This window comes from Intestinimonas butyriciproducens, from assembly GCF_016901775.1.
Classification (GTDB): Bacteria; Bacillota; Clostridia; order Oscillospirales; family Butyricicoccaceae; genus Pseudobutyricicoccus.
The window spans coordinates 1-16,242 of sequence record NZ_JACJKW010000023.1; the positions used below are offsets into that span (position 1 = coordinate 1).

The 16,242-nt window shown below is 55.3% G+C and carries 15 protein-coding genes; 4 read left to right on the top strand and 11 right to left on the bottom strand.

Annotated elements, in window-relative coordinates; all coding sequences use genetic code 11:
• The coding region (locus H6A25_RS11100) for a tyrosine recombinase XerC (protein ID WP_204752190.1) at positions 1 to 927 on the bottom strand (927 nt) is incomplete at its 3' end.
• 215 nt (positions 928 to 1,142) lie between these two features.
• Between H6A25_RS11100 and H6A25_RS11105 the strand changes: the two genes are divergently transcribed.
• Complete coding sequence (locus H6A25_RS11105; RefSeq protein ID WP_204752191.1) at positions 1,143 to 1,940, top strand: MBL fold metallo-hydrolase; 798 nt, start codon at positions 1,143 to 1,145, stop codon at positions 1,938 to 1,940.
• Positions 1,941 to 2,369: 429 nt separating this feature from the next.
• Here H6A25_RS11105 and H6A25_RS11110 read toward each other — a convergent pair whose 3' ends face one another.
• Together H6A25_RS11110 and H6A25_RS11115 are read right to left on the bottom strand one after the other, a co-directional pair.
• Positions 2,370 to 3,560 (bottom strand): ABC transporter permease, encoded by a 1,191-nt coding sequence (locus H6A25_RS11110; RefSeq protein WP_204752192.1) that lies wholly within the window; start codon positions 3,558 to 3,560, stop codon positions 2,370 to 2,372.
• Positions 3,547 to 4,593 (bottom strand): efflux RND transporter periplasmic adaptor subunit, encoded by a 1,047-nt coding sequence (locus tag H6A25_RS11115; RefSeq protein ID WP_204752193.1) that lies wholly within the window; start codon positions 4,591 to 4,593, stop codon positions 3,547 to 3,549. The genes H6A25_RS11110 and H6A25_RS11115 overlap by 14 nt, the downstream gene beginning before the upstream one ends.
• Before the next feature lie 89 nt (positions 4,594 to 4,682).
• Between H6A25_RS11115 and H6A25_RS12985 the strand changes: the two genes are divergently transcribed.
• The gene (locus H6A25_RS12985; protein ID WP_275951899.1) at positions 4,683 to 4,817 is read left to right on the top strand and encodes a hypothetical protein; all 135 of its coding nucleotides are present in this window, start codon (positions 4,683 to 4,685) and stop codon (positions 4,815 to 4,817) included.
• A gap of 54 nt (positions 4,818 to 4,871) precedes the next feature.
• Here the strand turns inward: H6A25_RS12985 and radA are convergent, their stop codons facing one another.
• From radA to H6A25_RS11125, 3 genes are read right to left on the bottom strand one after another with little or no spacing between them, the layout of a single operon-like run.
• Positions 4,872 to 6,260, bottom strand: a complete 1,389-nt coding sequence (gene radA / locus H6A25_RS11120; RefSeq protein ID WP_345941610.1) for a DNA repair protein RadA — start codon at positions 6,258 to 6,260, stop codon at positions 4,872 to 4,874.
• Positions 6,257 to 6,994, bottom strand: a complete 738-nt coding sequence (locus H6A25_RS12885) for an N-acetylmuramoyl-L-alanine amidase (protein ID WP_243423347.1) — start codon at positions 6,992 to 6,994, stop codon at positions 6,257 to 6,259. The genes radA and H6A25_RS12885 overlap by 4 nt, the downstream gene beginning before the upstream one ends.
• Before the next feature lie 60 nt (positions 6,995 to 7,054).
• Positions 7,055 to 7,750 carry a 2-phosphosulfolactate phosphatase gene (locus tag H6A25_RS11125; protein ID WP_204752195.1) on the bottom strand — a complete coding sequence of 232 codons (696 nt, stop codon included), beginning with the start codon at positions 7,748 to 7,750 and terminating at the stop codon, positions 7,055 to 7,057.
• A gap of 198 nt (positions 7,751 to 7,948) precedes the next feature.
• Here H6A25_RS11125 and H6A25_RS11130 point away from each other — a divergent pair, with 198 nt between their 5' ends.
• Both H6A25_RS11130 and H6A25_RS11135 read left to right on the top strand, forming a co-directional pair.
• Positions 7,949 to 9,055, top strand: coding sequence for an S-layer homology domain-containing protein (locus H6A25_RS11130; RefSeq protein WP_204752196.1), 1,107 nt, complete (start codon positions 7,949 to 7,951; stop codon positions 9,053 to 9,055).
• 181 nt (positions 9,056 to 9,236) lie between these two features.
• Positions 9,237 to 10,082 (top strand): hypothetical protein, encoded by an 846-nt coding sequence (locus H6A25_RS11135; protein ID WP_204752197.1) that lies wholly within the window; start codon positions 9,237 to 9,239, stop codon positions 10,080 to 10,082.
• 60 nt (positions 10,083 to 10,142) lie between these two features.
• On the opposite strand, the gene H6A25_RS11140 is transcribed toward H6A25_RS11135, so the two are convergent.
• From H6A25_RS11140 to H6A25_RS11160, 5 genes are all read right to left on the bottom strand, one after another.
• Entirely contained in the window at positions 10,143 to 11,111 is a 969-nt protein-coding gene (locus H6A25_RS11140; protein WP_204752198.1) for a D-2-hydroxyacid dehydrogenase, read from the bottom strand.
• A 1-nt stretch (position 11,112) separates the two neighbouring features.
• Positions 11,113 to 11,994 carry a YihY/virulence factor BrkB family protein gene (locus H6A25_RS11145; protein ID WP_204752199.1) on the bottom strand — a complete coding sequence of 294 codons (882 nt, stop codon included), beginning with the start codon at positions 11,992 to 11,994 and terminating at the stop codon, positions 11,113 to 11,115.
• Entirely contained in the window at positions 11,966 to 12,469 is a 504-nt protein-coding gene (locus H6A25_RS11150) for a nitroreductase family protein (RefSeq protein ID WP_204752200.1), read from the bottom strand. The genes H6A25_RS11145 and H6A25_RS11150 overlap by 29 nt, the downstream gene beginning before the upstream one ends.
• Before the next feature lie 703 nt (positions 12,470 to 13,172).
• A complete protein-coding gene (locus H6A25_RS11155) occupies positions 13,173 to 15,533 on the bottom strand; it encodes a histidine kinase dimerization/phospho-acceptor domain-containing protein (protein WP_204752201.1) in 2,361 nt (786 codons plus the stop codon).
• Complete coding sequence (locus H6A25_RS11160) at positions 15,508 to 16,194, bottom strand: response regulator transcription factor (RefSeq protein ID WP_204752202.1); 687 nt, start codon at positions 16,192 to 16,194, stop codon at positions 15,508 to 15,510. The genes H6A25_RS11155 and H6A25_RS11160 overlap by 26 nt, the downstream gene beginning before the upstream one ends.
• Positions 16,195 to 16,242: the final 48 nt, after the last annotated feature.

A 16,242-nucleotide genomic window follows, 5' to 3' on the forward strand; every position in this document is an offset into this window, starting at 1 on the left:
GGTGTAGATCATGGTGGTGTTCAGGTTTTCATGGCCCAGCACTTCCTTCAATGTGCGCACATCCACGCCATTCTGATACATCAGTGTGGCAGCGGTATGGCGCAGTTTGTGGGCGGAATATTTTTTGCCCCCCAGGCCGGCCATGTCCAGCTGACGGCCCACCATCCATTTTACCGTCTGCTGGTTGATCCGCCGTCCCACCCGGCTGATGAAAAGGGCCTGGGCATCTTCGGGACGGGGTTTGATACGTTTGGGCAAATAGGCTTTGATGGCCTGCTGACAGGCGTCGTTGAGATAGACCATCCGCTCTTTGTTGCCTTTGCCCAGCACCTGAAGGGTGTCCCCCCGCACATCGGAAAGATTGATTCCCACCAGCTCGGAGACACGCAGGCCGCAGTTGAGAAACAGGGTGATGATGCAGTAGTCCCGCTCAGGATAGGCGCTTTCCACATGGCTCAGAAGTTCCACGCTTTCTTCCATGGAAAGATGGCGGGGAAGGGATTTTTTGTTTTTGGGAGATTCCAGATTCTGCACCGGGTTGTGCTCCAATTTATGGACCTTTTCGGTGAGATAGCGGTAAAAGGAACGGAGAGCGGCCACCTTCCGGGCCCGGGCGCTGGAGCCGTTGCCATAGGTGGTGGATGGGCTTTTGTGATAAGTGGGCAGCTCTTTTTGCGCATAGGCCAGGAAATCATAAAGGTCTGTAAGGGTGACGCTTGCGATCAGCGGCAGATCCACCTGATCGATGGAAATTTCTTCCCATGGGGTCTCTGCCGGGACCAGCTGGCGTTTTTTCAGCAAAAAGCGGAAAAATGTGCGCAGATCCAGGTAATATTCCTTGCAGGTCCGTTCCGAACGGCCCCGGATGGTGCTCATGTAATTGAGATAATTGCGGATCTCTTCCGGCGCTTCATAACGATAATCCATAGTTTGCTTCCTTTGCCACAGGGATTGCATCTTTGATGCACTTATAATTTATAATATAGCACAAAACCATAAAATCCACCAGTTTTTCCGTTGTCTCATGGGACGGCCGGCCCTCCGGACTTGATGGGTGGACCGATTTGCGATACCCTGGAATTGTAAGAGAAGCTGTGAAGAGGAAAGGAGCAAGAGCATGAAAAGCTGGAGAGTACCCCGGAATGAGATTCCGGATTTTTCAAAAAAAGATCGAGAGATTTGTCCGGCCACCCGGTTTTTTTGACCAGTTGTCCTTTATCGGAAACGAAGTGGTGGGCTGTTTTGTGCTGGAGACCAGCGAAGGCCCGGTGCTGCTGGATTGTATGGAACCCGATCCGGGGAGTGTAGAGCAGATCGAACAGGGGTTTGATCATCTGGGACTGGATATCCGTCATCTGCAGGCCATCGTGATCACCCATGGCCACGGAGATCATTATGGCCGGGCAGATTATTTCAAAGAAAAATACGGTGCCTCGCTGTATCTTTCCAAAATCGACTGGCAGTTGGCCCAGACTCCCCAAAAAGGAATGCCCTGGGATCCTGTGGTTCTGCCGGTAGACCATTTTCTGGAAGATGGCGAGACGCTGTCCTTTGGCGATACCGCCATTCAGGCGGTGTTTACGCCAGGGCATTCGCCGGGCTGTTTTTCCTTTATTGTGCCTGTCACCGACGAAGGCCGGCCCCATTGTATGGCCATGTGGGGCGGTTCCGGTTTGCTGGCCGATTCCAATGTGCAGGATTATTACCAATCTTTGCTAAAGTTTACTTCGGTTTGCCGTCAATACCATGTAGACGGGGAAATTTCCGCTCATCCCAATCTGGATATGGGGCTGCTGCGGCTACAGATGGTGCGGCAGATCGTGGATGGCGTGCCCAATCCGTTTGTGCTGGGTGAAGAAGGTTATCATTATTATGAGCAGCAATTTTACCAGATGGCCCAGAGAGCCATGGAACGGAAAAAGGCCGAATCCGGGCAATGATCCAGGCACGGCCTGCAAATATCGCAAACAGATGCTGCCGTATCCTGGCGCAGATTTGTCTGAAAATAAGTGAATACAAAAAACTCCGTCCCGCCGGGACGGAGTTTTTTGCGGGAAAAGCATCCCAGAGGATGCAACGGAAAACAAACAAAAAATATGCGGACAGCACAGAATAACAATCACATAGCGGAAAAGAACACAATTTGCAGCCAAACAGGCCCAATGGCCAGAAGAGCCGGCCAAGGCCCGAAAATGGCTGTTTTCCAGGAGGAGGCCTTTTTTACCTCCACTCAATTATACAAAACAACGATTTGGTATAATTGATAATGAAAAATTCAGGCCCCTTCTTCCCGGCTTCTCCTTTTGGATTCCGGGGCCTTTCAAAAAACATTTGCTTGTGATGTTCTTTTCTCTTTCTTTCTCCGGCGCCTACTCCCGGCGGATGGCATCGATGGGATGCATGGCGGCGGCTTTGCGGGCTGGCAAAATCCCAAACAGGATTCCGCAGGATCCAGCGGCGCTTTCGGCCAGCAATAGATACTCCCAGTGAAATTGCACCGGAATCCCCAGCAGTTGTCCGCCGGCAAATAATAAGCCCCAGCCCAGCAGCCCGCCGGCCAGGCCGCCCAGCAAGCAAACAATCACCGCCTCCATGAGATAACTTCCGATGATATCCCTCTTCTGGGCGCCGATGGCCAGATAAATGCCGATTTCCTTTCTCCGGCTTTCCACCGCGGCCGTCATGGAGTTCATCACGCCGATTCCCCCCACCAGCAGCCCGATGCCGCCGATGGCGGTGATGAGCCAGGATACCGTCTGCAAAATAGATGAAAAAGTATCAATATATCCGCTCACATTTTCCGCTTGGAAGGAAGCGCCGTTTGTCTTCCGGCTGAGCTGATCCAGGGCAAAGGCGGTGACGGCCTGGGCGTCGGCTTCATCCTGGGCGGCCAGGGCCAGCTGATTGGTGGAGGAAACGCCGGAAAAAAGGTTGGCTGCTGTATAGGGCACATAAACAAAGGTGGGCAGCGCGTTTTCACCGATGAGTGCGCTGACACCGCTTTTCTGGGAAGCGATGACGCCGATGATCTGATAGCTTTCCATCAGCTGGTCAGTAGAAACCCAGATCTCTTTTCCCACCACATTTTCCCGCCCGTAGGCTTCCAGAGCCAGGGTATCTTCGATCACCGCTACCTTTTGGCAAAGACGCACATCCTCCTGGGATGGCAAGCGGCCGTATTTCACCTGAACATGGAAAATAGAGGAAAATTGTTCGTCCACGCCCCAAAGCAGCATATTGTGTTTTTCGTCCCGCAGCTGGCAGGAGCCATACTGGGAAAAAAGAGGCATAGCCGCTTTCAGACCCGGTACACTTTGGGGCAAAGCCCGGATCTCTTCTGCCGTCATCTGCCCCTGCTCTTCTTTGCCGAATACCATGATCCCGGAAAGGCCGCTTTGCGCCACCTGCCGGGTGATCTGATCCCGGGCGTTGCGGGAGATTTCGCAGATCATATACACCGATGCGATGCCCACGCACACGGCCAGGGCGCAAAGAAAGGTTTTCTGCCGGGCCCGCAGGGCATTTTTCAGTGCCAGAAGGCCCATATCACCCCATCCCATAGGCTTGCTCCCCTTCGGTCACCGCCTGGCCGGCTTTCAGAGAAGAAGGCATGGATATCACCTGTTCCTCTCCGGTGAGTCCGGCGGTGATCTCCACCTGTTCTCCCACTTCCAGACCGGTTTCCACCAGCATTTTTTGTGCTCTCCCCTCCTGCACCACCATCACATATTCCCTGTTTTGTTCGTCCTGGGCCACGCAGGTATAGGGCAAAAGCAAAGCGTCTTCCCTGCTTTCTGTTTTCACTTTCACCGAAACGGTGTAGCCCGGTTTCACATCCTGCACATTGTTGGAAATGGAAAAGATTACATCGGTGCTCACCCCGCCGCTCTGATCCAGCAAAGAAGCGGCTTTGGCATAGGGAGCCACCGATTGGACTTTCCCGGTAAGACGGGTATCGGGAAAGGCGGTAAGGGTCATTTCTGCCGTCATCCCCTGTTTGATTAGCTGGAGGTTTTCCTCTCCCACCTGGGCCTTTACCACCATCTGGCTTAAATCGGCCAGGGTGAAGCAGGGAAGCAGCGGGGAAACGGTCTCCCCTTCTGCGAAAAATACATCCATCACCGTGCCGTCACAGGGGGCGTACAGAATGTATTCCTCCTGCCGGGGCTCTGAGGGATCTTCCATCCCGGAGACGGCAGCACGGGACAAAAGATCCTGGCTGTCTGTTTCCAGACTGCCGTCCTGGGCATCCTGGATGAGGGAGCGAAGCATTTTTTCCGCCGCATCCCCGGTGGCCTGGCGCAGTTTTTCCGGGTCCTCCGTCACTTGCAGGAGGGCCAGGGCATCCCCCTTCTGCACCTCCATTCCCTGGGACACATAGAGCTTTTCCACCCAGGCGGCCCAGGGAGCATACACCTTGGTTTCCGATGCGCTTTCGGTTTTGCCGGACATGGTGACCGCATTGAAAATATCCGCCCGCTCACATCGTACCGTTTCCACCGTTTCCACCTGGTTCATGGCCCGGTAGGGGCTGACCCAAAACATTCCAAACACCAGCAATATGGTAAACGCCAGGCATAAAAATCCTCGCATGGCAGCACCGCCTTTCTTTTTCTCCCTTATATTCTGCAAAAAATCGGTGAGAATATTACAGGCAATTTGCAAACAGGGAGGGGAATATTTTGAGCATTTGCTGCAATGAAGTGTCCTGCATCTATCACAGAATGGGAGAGTGTGTCCTGGACCGGGCCTTGTCTGCCGGTACCTGTCAGGAAGGCGACTGCGTCTATTTTGTGAAAAAGAGAGAAAATAAGTGAGAAATAAAAAAACCGACGCATTGGCCGCCGGTTTTTTGCAGATGGATTCCGTTTTTATTCCTGGTTTGCTGTATTGGGTTTGCTTTGCCGGAATGCGCCCCGGATGGCCTCCCGGATATCCCGCACCGGCAGGATCTCCAGCCCTTCCGGCACTTCCATATCCTCACAGCCGGCGGCGGGGAGAATGCACCGGGAAAAGCCCAGCCGGCTGATTTCCCGCAGGCGCTGGCTGGGGCCGGATACCGCCCGGATCTCTCCGGAAAGGCCCAGTTCCCCGAATACCGCCGTGTGGGGGTCCACCGGCTGTTCCAGATAACTGGAAGCCACCGCAATGGCCGCAGCCAGATCGGCCGCAGGCTCGTCGATCCGCAGGCCGCCCACTACATTGATATAGGAGTCGTAATTGCTCAAAAGCAGTCCGGCCCGTTTTTCCAGAATGGCCAGAAGCAGCACAGCCCGGTTGTAGTCGATGCCGGCGGCCATGCGCCGGGCGGCGCCATAGGCCGTTTTGGCCACCAGGGCCTGGACTTCGGCCAGAAGGGGCCGGGTGCCCTCCAGGGTGCACACGATGCAGCTGCCGGAGGCTCCCTCCGGCCTTCCTGCGATGAGGGCCGCCGAGGGATTGGTCACTTCCTGCAGGCCGGACTGCACCATTTCAAACATACCGATCTCATTGGTGGAGCCGAACCGATTTTTGGCGGCCCGCAGCATCCGATGGGCCGCGTACCGCTCCCCTTCAAAATAAAGAACGGTGTCCACCATATGCTCCAAGACCTTGGGACCGGCAATGCCGCCGTCTTTATTCACATGGCCCACCAGAAAGGTGGAAACGCCCCGCTGCTTGGCATACTGCATCAGCCGCAGAGTGCTTTCCCGCACCTGGGATATGCTGCCGGGCATGGATTGGCTGGTGTCGCTCTGGATGGTCTGAATGGAGTCCACAATGAGGGTCTGAGGGGAAAGACGGTCGGCAGCCTGGAAAATGGCTTCCAGATCGGTTTCCGGCAAAATGAGAAGTCCCGGACACATGGCCCCGATGCGGGAAGCCCGCATACGGATCTGGGCCAGGGACTCTTCCCCTGTTACATAGAGCACAGTTTGCTTTTCGGCCAGGTTCCGGCACACCTGGAGTAGCAGGGTGCTTTTGCCGATGCCCGGCTCCCCGGCCACCAGCACCAGAGAGCCCACCACCAGCCCGCCTCCCAGCACCCGGTCCAGTTCGCTGATGCCGGTGAGCGCTCTTTTGTCAGAGTGCAGGTCGATGTCGCACACCGGGATGGGCTGGACTGCCAGCTTGTTTTTCGGAGCAAGGCTTCCCGGCTTTTCCTCCCGGATGGTCATTTCTTCCAATGTGTTCCACTGGCCGCACTGGGGACACTTCCCCATCCATTTTGCGGTTTCATAGCCGCAGTCGGAACAGACATAAACGGTCTTTTTTTTCACTGTATTTCCTCTTTCTCCCCGGCAAAGCACAGATAGGAGCTGACGATGGCCAGGGATGCTTTGGTCTGATAGGGGTCCTGCCCCAGTTTTTCTGCCTCCTGAGGGTTTGAAAGAAAGCCGCATTCGGCGATGACTGCCGGAGCGGTGACCTTTTCCATCAGATAAACCCCATGGGGAGATGGCTTGATCTTCCGGTCATTTGCCGGGTCCAGGGCCTGGCGGAAGGCATCCTGCATATATTGGGCCAGGATTTGCCCCTCCGGGTCTTTGCCGTAAAAAACCTGGGCTCCATGGTATTTGGCTTGGCTGAACTGGTTCATGTGGATGCTGATGAGGCAGCTTTCGGGGAAGCGCTCGGTCACCTTCACCCGGGCCCGCAGGTCATTTTGCTTGTTCTGCCGCACCGAGGCCCCTTCTTCATAATCCAGGGAAATGTCGCTGTCCCGGGTCATGACACAGTCCACGCCCATAAATTTTAAAAGCATCCGGCTTTTTTGGGCGATGAGCAGATTCAGTTCTTTTTCGGTCTGACCGCTTTGAGCCACCGCTCCCCCGTCCATGCCGCCGTGTCCGGCATCCAATATCACCGCAGGTTCATAGCCTATGGAGCCGGAAACCTGCTGGTGCTGGTTTGTTGGCCCTATATCCATTCGTATAAAGGCACTGGCGGCGAAAGTCAAAAGGGCCAGAAGGACAAAAAGGGCTTTGGGATCGAGTTTTAAGTGGTGTTTCATGGCGCCACCCCTTTCCACTCATCCTTACGCCCTGTTTGCCCGTCCTATGCAGAAAAAAGGTTACAGCACCATGGCTTTTTCGATGTATTTGCGCCCCTCCGGGGTGAAGCGCACCGGCAGAGCAAAGGGGAAACGGTCAAACTGGGTGCACAGGTCGAAATCCTCCCGGGGTGCAAAGGACTGATCTTCCGGGATGAAAAACCGCTGGCCGTCTCCTTTCCGCATGATTTCCACCGCTTTTTCCTTGTCAAAATCCTCCCCCAGCAGCAGAGCGCGGAGGTACTGGGCACAAAGAGTGTCCTCATCGGTGGGGCGGCGGCAGGCCAGCCCCATGCACACCAGGCTCACATGCCTGGGATTCAGCCGGCGGATGTATTCTGCCGTGGCTTTGGCATTGACCAGTGCCCCGGCCAGCAGCACATCGGCCCCGGTGGCGTTTTCCAGCCCTTGGGTACCGGCGCTGGTGGTGTGGATCATGGTACGGCCCTGCACATCGCTCTTCATGATCTCCAGAGGGGAATTGCCAAAGTCGCACCCCTCCTGTTTCCGGCCCTCCCGCTCGCCGCAGAGCAGAAAATCCGGATGCTGCCGTTTCAGCTGATAGGCCTCTTCCAGATTGCCCACGGGATAGATCCGCTCCATCCCCCCGGCAAAGGCGTAGCTTTCCACGCTGTAGGCCCGAAACACATCGATGACCACAGTGACGCCCCGGGCCTCCCTGGCCCCTTCCAGCAGCTGATGAATGGTGATTTCCATAACGATCCCTCCATGCCGTTTTCTTTTTCCTTCTATACTTTAGTCCCTTTCCGCTTAAAGTCAAGACATAATTTTTGAATTGTCGGGAAAAATCGCCGGAGGGCCCAAGTTTCGTTGCAAGGAATAAAACTTTGTGATAAAATTTTTCTGGAAAAAGCTTGGGAAAGTGAAAAGAGGATTCAGAAAGGAGATTTTGCAATGAAACGATTTACCGCATTGCTTCTGGCTTTCTGCATGATGTTCGGCCTGTATGTCCCGGCGCAGGCGGCCGGAAGCGGCATGGACAACTTCCAAAAAACCGAAACCTATCAGGGCCAGTTTGCCGACATCGAGGCCGGTTACTGGGCAGCTTCTTCGGTGCAGCTTTGCTATGAATACGGTCTGATGAAGGGCGCTTCGGCCACGGCCTTCAATCCCAAGGGGGATCTGACGGTGGCCGAGGCCATTGTCATGGCCGACCGTATCCATGAGATTTACCACACCGGCAAGAGCACCCTGGCAAACGGCGATCCCTGGTATCAGCCCTATGTGGACTATGCCGTGGAAAATGGCCTGATCGCTCAGGGGGATTTTTCCAGCTACACCGCTAAGGCCACCCGTGCCCAGATGGCCTATCTGTTCTGCAATGCCCTGCCTCAGGGCACACTGGATGAGATCAACACCATCGCTTCCATCCCCGATGTCAGCGCCAGCCATCCCTATGCCAAGGAGATCCAGACCCTCTATCAGGCAGGCGTTCTCACCGGCAGCGATATGTATGGCACCTTCAACCCGGACAGCTATATCATCCGGGCCGAAGCCGCCGCCATCCTCTCCCGGGTGGCGCTGCCCGATCAGCGGAAAGATGTGGTGCTGATGAAGGCATTCACCCAGGGCAATGTGACCCTGGCCATGCCTCAGGATGCGATCAATGTGGACAATGTCGGTGTGTATTCCCTGGCTTCCTCTGAAGAACAGGCCATGGCCCTGATCAGCGTTTACAGCGATCCTTCTTTCCAGGGAATCGACATTTCCGTCTTGTCCCAGAGCATGATCAGCTCTTTGCTCACCAGCTCCTTTGCCAACACCGGAATTCCGGTCTCCGGCGTGCAGTCTGCCCCGGTGACATTCGGTACGCTCAAGGCCTACCGCAGCACCTGCACGATGACGATGAGCGGTGTGGAAATGGACTGCATCATCTATATCTATATTTCCGGAGCGGATCTGAACATGATCGGCCTGCTGGCCAATGACAACGATGCCGTTCTGACCAATATGGCCAACGGTGTCCGCATCGGCGGCAGTGCTCCTTCTCCCCTGCTGTAATAAAATTTCATGACTTTCCCCAGGCTTTGTCAGACAGGGCCGGCAGAACATTTGGTTCTGCCGGTCCGTTTTTTATATGCTCTCCATGGATCTGGATGAATTTCCCATTCACCCGATGCCGCCGGGGGAATATGATGGAATGAAGGAAACTTCAAATCTGCCTGAGGAGGTTATTCATTTGATGCCTGATAGAGTTTCTCCGGGCCCGCTCTGCGGGAACCATCCGCCCAAAGAGGCCGTCTGCATCCATACCAGAAAGGTTTATGATTCCTGCCGTGATAAGGAATGTTTGCAGGATCTGCGGGTCTATCCCACCCGTTGTTCCCAGGCCATTCTGGATCAGGCCACCAGCGTCAAGGTGAAGGGCGCCGAGCTGCTTTGGTCCTATGTGGATGTGGAGCCCATCGCCTTTAACAAAGGTTTCTACACCGTGGATGTGAAGTATTTTTACAAGATCACCGCCGAGGCCTACTGCGGACTCAGCCGTCCCAAGGAGATCTGCGGTCTGGCCACCTACGACAAGCGCACGGTTCTCTTTGGCAGCGAGGGCAGCGTCCGCATTTTCAGCTCCCAGTATCTGCCCAAGGAGAGCGATCTGCAGAATTTCGAAAAGACCAATCTGCCCATTGGCGTGGTGGAAGTGGTGGATCCTGTGGCTTTGGGGATCAAGGTCACCGAAAGCTGCGGCTGCGGCGACTGCGGTCTCAGCGATATCCCCGACTGCATCTGCCGGTGCTTTGAGGACGATATTGTCATTTGTGATGAGGGCAAAAAGCTCTTTGTCACCCTGGGCCAGTTCAGCATCATCAAGCTGGAGCGGGATATCCAACTGCTCATGCCCGCCTATGACATCTGTATGCCGGAAAAAGACTGCTCCAGCAGCAGCGGCAGCGACGATCCCTGCGATCTGTTCCAGAAGTTCAAATTCCCCGTGGATGAGTTCTTCCCCCCGAAATATTCCGATTATATCAAGGAAAACGGCGGCAGCTGTCAGAATGGCAGCTGTAAAAGCGGCAAACGCTGCTGAATTCTCTTCCTTTTGGAACAAAAAATCCCCCGGCCTTTGGCCGGGGGATTTTTGTCTTGATCAATAGCCGATCTTCCGGTCGATCACATGATGCATGGGCTGGCCCGCAGCAAAGAGGGGCAGATTCTCCAGGAACTGGGAAAGAATGGTGTCGGTGGTGTAGTCCAGAGAGTCGTTGCCCGACACATGGGGTGTCAGGATCACATTGCCCATATCCCACAGGGGATTGTCCGCAGGCAGGGGTTCGGGAGATGCCACATCCAAAGCGGCGCCGCCCAGCAGGCCCTTTTGCAGCATCTGGATCAAAGCGTCCTGGTCCAGAGCGGTGCCCCGGCCAATGTTGAGAAGCAGGGCGTCCTTTTTCATTTTGCTCAGCCGCTGAGCGGTCATGATCTGCTGGGTCTCATGGGTGCCGGGCAGGCACAGGGCCACCACATCGGCTCCTTCAATGGCCTGATCCAGGTCGGCTGTCAGATAGAGCTCATCGATATAATCCGGCTTCTCGCCCGGGGTGCGCTTGACGCCCCGCACGGTAGCGCCCATGGCTTTGCAGCGTTTGGCAAAGTTGCCGCCGATGTTGCCGATGCCCACCACGGTGACGGTGCTGCCATAGAGAGAACGGATTTTGCCCAGGTATTCCCAACGGTGCTGCCGCTGGCCCTCTTCGTATTCCCGCATCCGGCGCATAAGCATCAGGGTGCAGGTGATCAGGTGCTCGGCAATGGCCACGCCATAAGCGCCGCTGGAGTTGGTGAGGATCACCTGGCCATTGGGATACAGCTCATCGGCCACATAGCTGTCGACACCGGCCGAGGCCGTGGCCAGCCAGCGAAGGTTGGGAAGGCTCTTGATCATAGCCGGGGGAATGTTGCCGAAGAACACCTGGCAGTCGGCCACATCTTCCGGGCCGAACTTCCCTTTTTCAAAGACCTTCAGGGTGTATCCCTGTTTTTCCACACCCTGACGCAGCCGTTCTTCCCGCTGAGCGGTCAGATCGGCGATACAGGCGCCCACAATGCTTTTTTCCATGTCATTCACCGTTCCTTTTTCGAATTTTCTTTTCCTGGCGAAGCACCAGCAAGATATGATTCAAATGTCCCCCCAGGATCAGAATGATCCCGGTCATATAGAACCAAAGCATCAGGATCATCACGGCGCCCAAAGAACCATAGAGCACCGAGTAATTGGACAGATTGGACACATAGTAGGAGAAAAAATAAGAGATGAGCGACCAGACCGCCACAAAGAACAGCCCACCAGGAGCGGCCTGGAGAAAACGCAGCCATTTGGCCGGAGCTATTTTATAGAAGAAAGTGATGATGAAGAACAGATACACCGGCATGGCGGTGAAACGCAGCCAGTTCCAGATGCGCACCAGGAAAAAAGGAATGGGCAGCACCCGGGCCGCCAGCGCCAGCAGATTTTCGCTGATGAGCACCAGTCCCAGCAGCAAATACATGGAAAGCAGCACCACCACGGTGACGATCACCGAAAAGAAAAAGTTCAGCTTCCCTTTCCGGGGCTGGCGATAGGCGATGCCGATGGACAGCATCAGGGAATTGACTGCCCGGGAAGTGAAATAGACGGTGAGCACCGAGCCGGCATACACCAGGGTGCCTGGCTGAAGGTTTGTGATATAGCCGATGTATTCGGTGATGAGGGAGACGATCTGTTCCGGCAGCAAAAGGGACAGGTTTTCCATGATCTCCTCCACCGACAGGTGGAAAGAGCTGACCAGAACATTGCTGAAGATCACCAGGGGGAACAGGGTAAAGAGCATATAATAGGCCAGTTCCGCCGAAGAGCGGGCCACATGATCCTTAAAATACCGTTCCACCAGCTGGCTTGTCACATATCGGATTTCCCGCACCCCTTCCAGCAGCTTACCACCGATTCTCGTGAATAAGGCCATGCAGGCTCCTCTCCGGCTGCGGGGGCTGCACAGAAGGCACGCCCAGGGCTATGCCGCAGAAGGGTTTGATGTGCTCCGGCAGGCCAAACAGCGCGGCGATATCCCCTTCCCGCTCCGACTGGGGCGGAATGCCCAGCCAGCATCCGCCAAGGCCCATGGCCTGGGCGGCCAGCAGGATGTTTTCGGTGCAGGCGGCACAGTCCTGCTGATAGAAATGGGGCCCGGGCTGCCTCTGGGTGTCACCGCAGACCAGAATCATCACAGGAGCCTGGGAAAGCATTTTGGAATACGGATGCACCTGCTGGAAGCGATCCAGCAGTTCTCTGTCCCGGCAGACGATAAAATGCCAGGGCTGCTTGTTCATAGCCGAGGGGGCCATGATGCCGGCTTCCAATAGTTTTTCCACCTGCTCCTGGGTCACAGGGTCCGAGGTGAACTGCCTCACGCTTCTCCGGCGAAGAATGGTTTCCAACATGATAAAACCTCCCACGGGCCCCGCAGGCCCAATGATTGTCAAAACAGATCGGAGGGTTCCCCCTCCCTGGCAGCACTTTTTGCGATGCCCTTTCCGAACCAGGTTTTATTATACCATGGAGCGAAGCAACATGGTATATTGGCCATGTTTTCGGTTGTCCCGGAAACGGGACGAGAAAACGGCCGCAAAAATCCGGTATAATAACCGCTTTGCGGTTATTATACCATGACGCCAATGCGGCATGGTATATTGGCCATGTTTTCGGTTGTCCCGGAAACGGGACGAGAAAACGGCCGCAAGATCCGGTATAATAACCGCTTTGCGGTTATTATACCATAGCTGCAAGTCCAAGCAGACTTGCACGCCGCCAATGCGGCGTAAAATCAGCTTTGCTGATTTTTGCTAGGGTGTAACATCAACAGCAGTCGTTTTGCAGGCAAAACGACTGAATGTGCAGCATCCTGCCGCACATGTGCGGCAACTGTTGATATTATAGCACAAAGAATGCGTTCTGGCAAAGGAAGGACAAGCTCCCATGAACAGAATTATATCCCTTACCCATAGACGAAAAAAGGCGAAAAAACCTTTCCAAAAGCCGGGATGCCCTTGGGGCAAAAAACTTGGCCAAGGCGGCAGGGACTTTGGGAGGAAAAGAAAAACACCCTCAAAAAGGGATGAAATCCACTTTCTGAGGGTGTGTGCTTTATCCGATTTGAGGTATTTCCTCCGGGTTGGAGGGCGCTTCTTTCACAGGGGGCTGGATTTTTTCCAGCGTCACCGAAGCTTTGAACAGGTCGCCGTCCACCGTGATGGTAAAGGCTCCGCCCTGGAGCTCCACCAGGTTTTTGGCGATGGCCAGTCCCAGGCCGTTGCCTTCGCTGTGGCGGGAGGCGTCTCCCCGCTTGAACCGCTCCATCAGCTCGGAGGGGTCCACATTCAGCTCATAGGCCGAAATGTTCTTGACGGTAAAGGTGGCCTTCTCTCCCTGCTCCTCCACATCCAGATAGACCCGGGAGGCAGGCAGGGCATATTTGAACACATTGGACAAAAGGTTTTCCACCACACGCCATAATAGCTTGCCGTCGGCTTTGACCCATACGCCCTGGGGCGGCAGCTGAATGCGGAAACAAAGCCCCGATTCCTCCATCTTGTCACTCAGTTCCCCCATCCCCTGACGGATCAGGCTGCACAGTTCCACCGGCGCCAGTTCCACCTGGATATTGCCGCTGGCTGCTTTGGATACTTCAAACAGATCGTCGGTGAGCATTTTCAGCCGCTGGGCTTTCTGGCCGATGATCTGGCAATAGCGAGCGGCATTGGCACTCTGAAGCCCTTCCTTCTGCAAAAGATCGGTATAGGTGATGATGCTGGTGAGCGGAGTGCGGATGTCGTGGGACACATTGGTGATCAGCTCCGATTTCATCCGTTCGCTTTTCAGTTCACTTTCCACGGCGTTGTGCAGGCCGTCGGCGATGGAGTTCACATCGTCGGCCAGGCCGGCGAAGAATCGCTCATCCCCCAGGTCGATCTGATGGGTCAGGTCTCCCTGGCGCACCAGGCTCACCCCTTCCCGCACCTTCTGGTAGGCCGAAGCCATTTTGCCCACAAAAAGCACGGCGGCAATGATCAAGGCGATGCTCAGCGGAAAGACGATGGCCAGAAGCAGGCAGAACAGTCCGTACAGGCCGGTGAACACCATGGCCCGCTTGACGGTGAGTTCCTGCCGGGACAGCTCACGGAAAGACCGGGCCGCCTTGCGGAAAGGAGCCGCCAGCAGCCGGAAGAAATGGCGCAAAAGGCAGCTTTTCCAGAAAGTGCGGGCTTTCAGGCGGCGGCCAAAGGAGAGCAGAATGGCGGTAATCACCAAAAATACGGCCCAGGAACAAAGGGCCAGAAGGTCCGGCTCCTGGTACTGCCAGGAAAGCAGGATGGCCAGGACATACCCGCCCACCGCCAGGCCGCCCAGGGCCAGCAGGACTTCGGTAAAGACACGATCGATAAAATACAGCCGGATGGCATCCCCTTTTCGCTTCCGGCCGCAGGTACGCAGCAGATATCCCAGCAAAAACAGCGTGACAAAGAAGGCGCCGCCGATCTGGGAGAGATACTGAATGGTCAGCTGCCGGTTTTCTGTCACCTGCTGCTGCATCTGGGTGGCATAATCATCGGTAAACCAGATGTAGGCGGTGTCTTCCTCGTTATAGGACAGCAGGGATTCCCGAAGCTGGGCCGACAGCCAGCCATAGCTGTTGGTGTTGAAGGCCCCTCCCGATTGATAGGAGAAATGTTCATCATAAATATCTCCCTCCACGCGGCTTTCCCCCATCCGCATCTTCACTTCCCCCTTTTTCATCAGAAGGAAGATTTCCGCCTGCTGAGCCTGCACGGCCTCTTCTTCCGATGCATTGGCGAAAGTCTTTTCCCCATGGCGGATATAATAGCGCAAAGCGGGCTGGGTTTGCAGGTTGCGCATCTGCCAGCGGTAGTCGGACAGCTGGATGCGGATGAGCTCCTGGGGCAGGCTCTGGATCTGCTGCTGGTTTTCCGATTCAAACCGGGCCAGCGGCTCCGGGGCCTCAGGGCCTTCCCGGCGCATGATGAACTTCCCGTCCTCGCTGCGGGAAAGGGCAAAGGTGCTCTGGCTCACCAGTTCGTCCAGGGCATCCTGCCAGAAGACCCCCTCCGGTGTGGTCAGCTCATAGGCCGTTTCCACGCCTTTCGTATCGTAATTGTAGGAATAGTTGTAAAAGGCTTCGGATACCAGTTGGTAATAGGCATCCTTCAGATTGGACTGGGTGAGGGATTTGCCCGACTGGATGGATTCTTCCCCTTCATACAGGGTAGCCACATGCAAAACGGCGTCCTCCAGCAAAAGGGTGTCCCGGAACACAGCAGAATCGTTTTCATAGCTTTCGGCCAGGGTGGGCATAAAGCTGCCTGCGCTTGCTTTCCCCGCCAGGTCGAAGATCTGACAGGCTCCCCTGGAAAAGCACGCCGCCGCCAACACAAGGGCAATGGCTTTCAAATACCAGGGATGACTAAATTTTCTCGATTTTGTATCCAATTCCCCATACCACCTTCAGATATTTCGGCTCTTTGGGATTGATCTCGATTTTTTCCCGAATGCGCCGTACATGCACCGCAACGGTGTTTTCCGGGCTGTAGGCCGGCTCGTTCCACACCTGCTCATAGATCTGCTCGATGGAAAAGACCCGGCCGGCGTTTTTGGTGAGGAGCAGGAGGATCTTGTATTCCACCGGCGTCATACGCACAGTTTCGCCGTCCACCGTCACCTCCTTGCGCTCGTCGTCCACCACCAGCTCTCCGGTTTGGAACACATGCTCGCGGCTTTCAGCGCTGCCCAGTTTGGTATAGCGCCGCAGCTGGGATTTCACCCGGGCGATCAGCTCCAGGGGATTGAAGGGTTTTGTCACATAATCGTCGGCGCCGATGTTGAGACCCATGATCTTGTCGGTGTCCTCGCTTTTGGCCGACAGCATGATCACCGGAATGTTCCGGCTCTCCCGGATCTTCAAGGTGGCGCGGATGCCGTCCATCCGGGGCATCATCACATCCATGATGATCAGATGAATGGTCTCCTTGTCCAGCACTTCCAGGGCCTCATGGCCGTCGTAGGCTTTGAAGATCTCATACCCTTCGTTTTTCAGATAGATCTCAATGGCTTCCACGATCTCCTGCTGATCGTCGCAGACTAAAATGTTCATCCCCACTTCCCTTTCCTCCTTTGCGGTACATCTGTATGGTATCAGGTG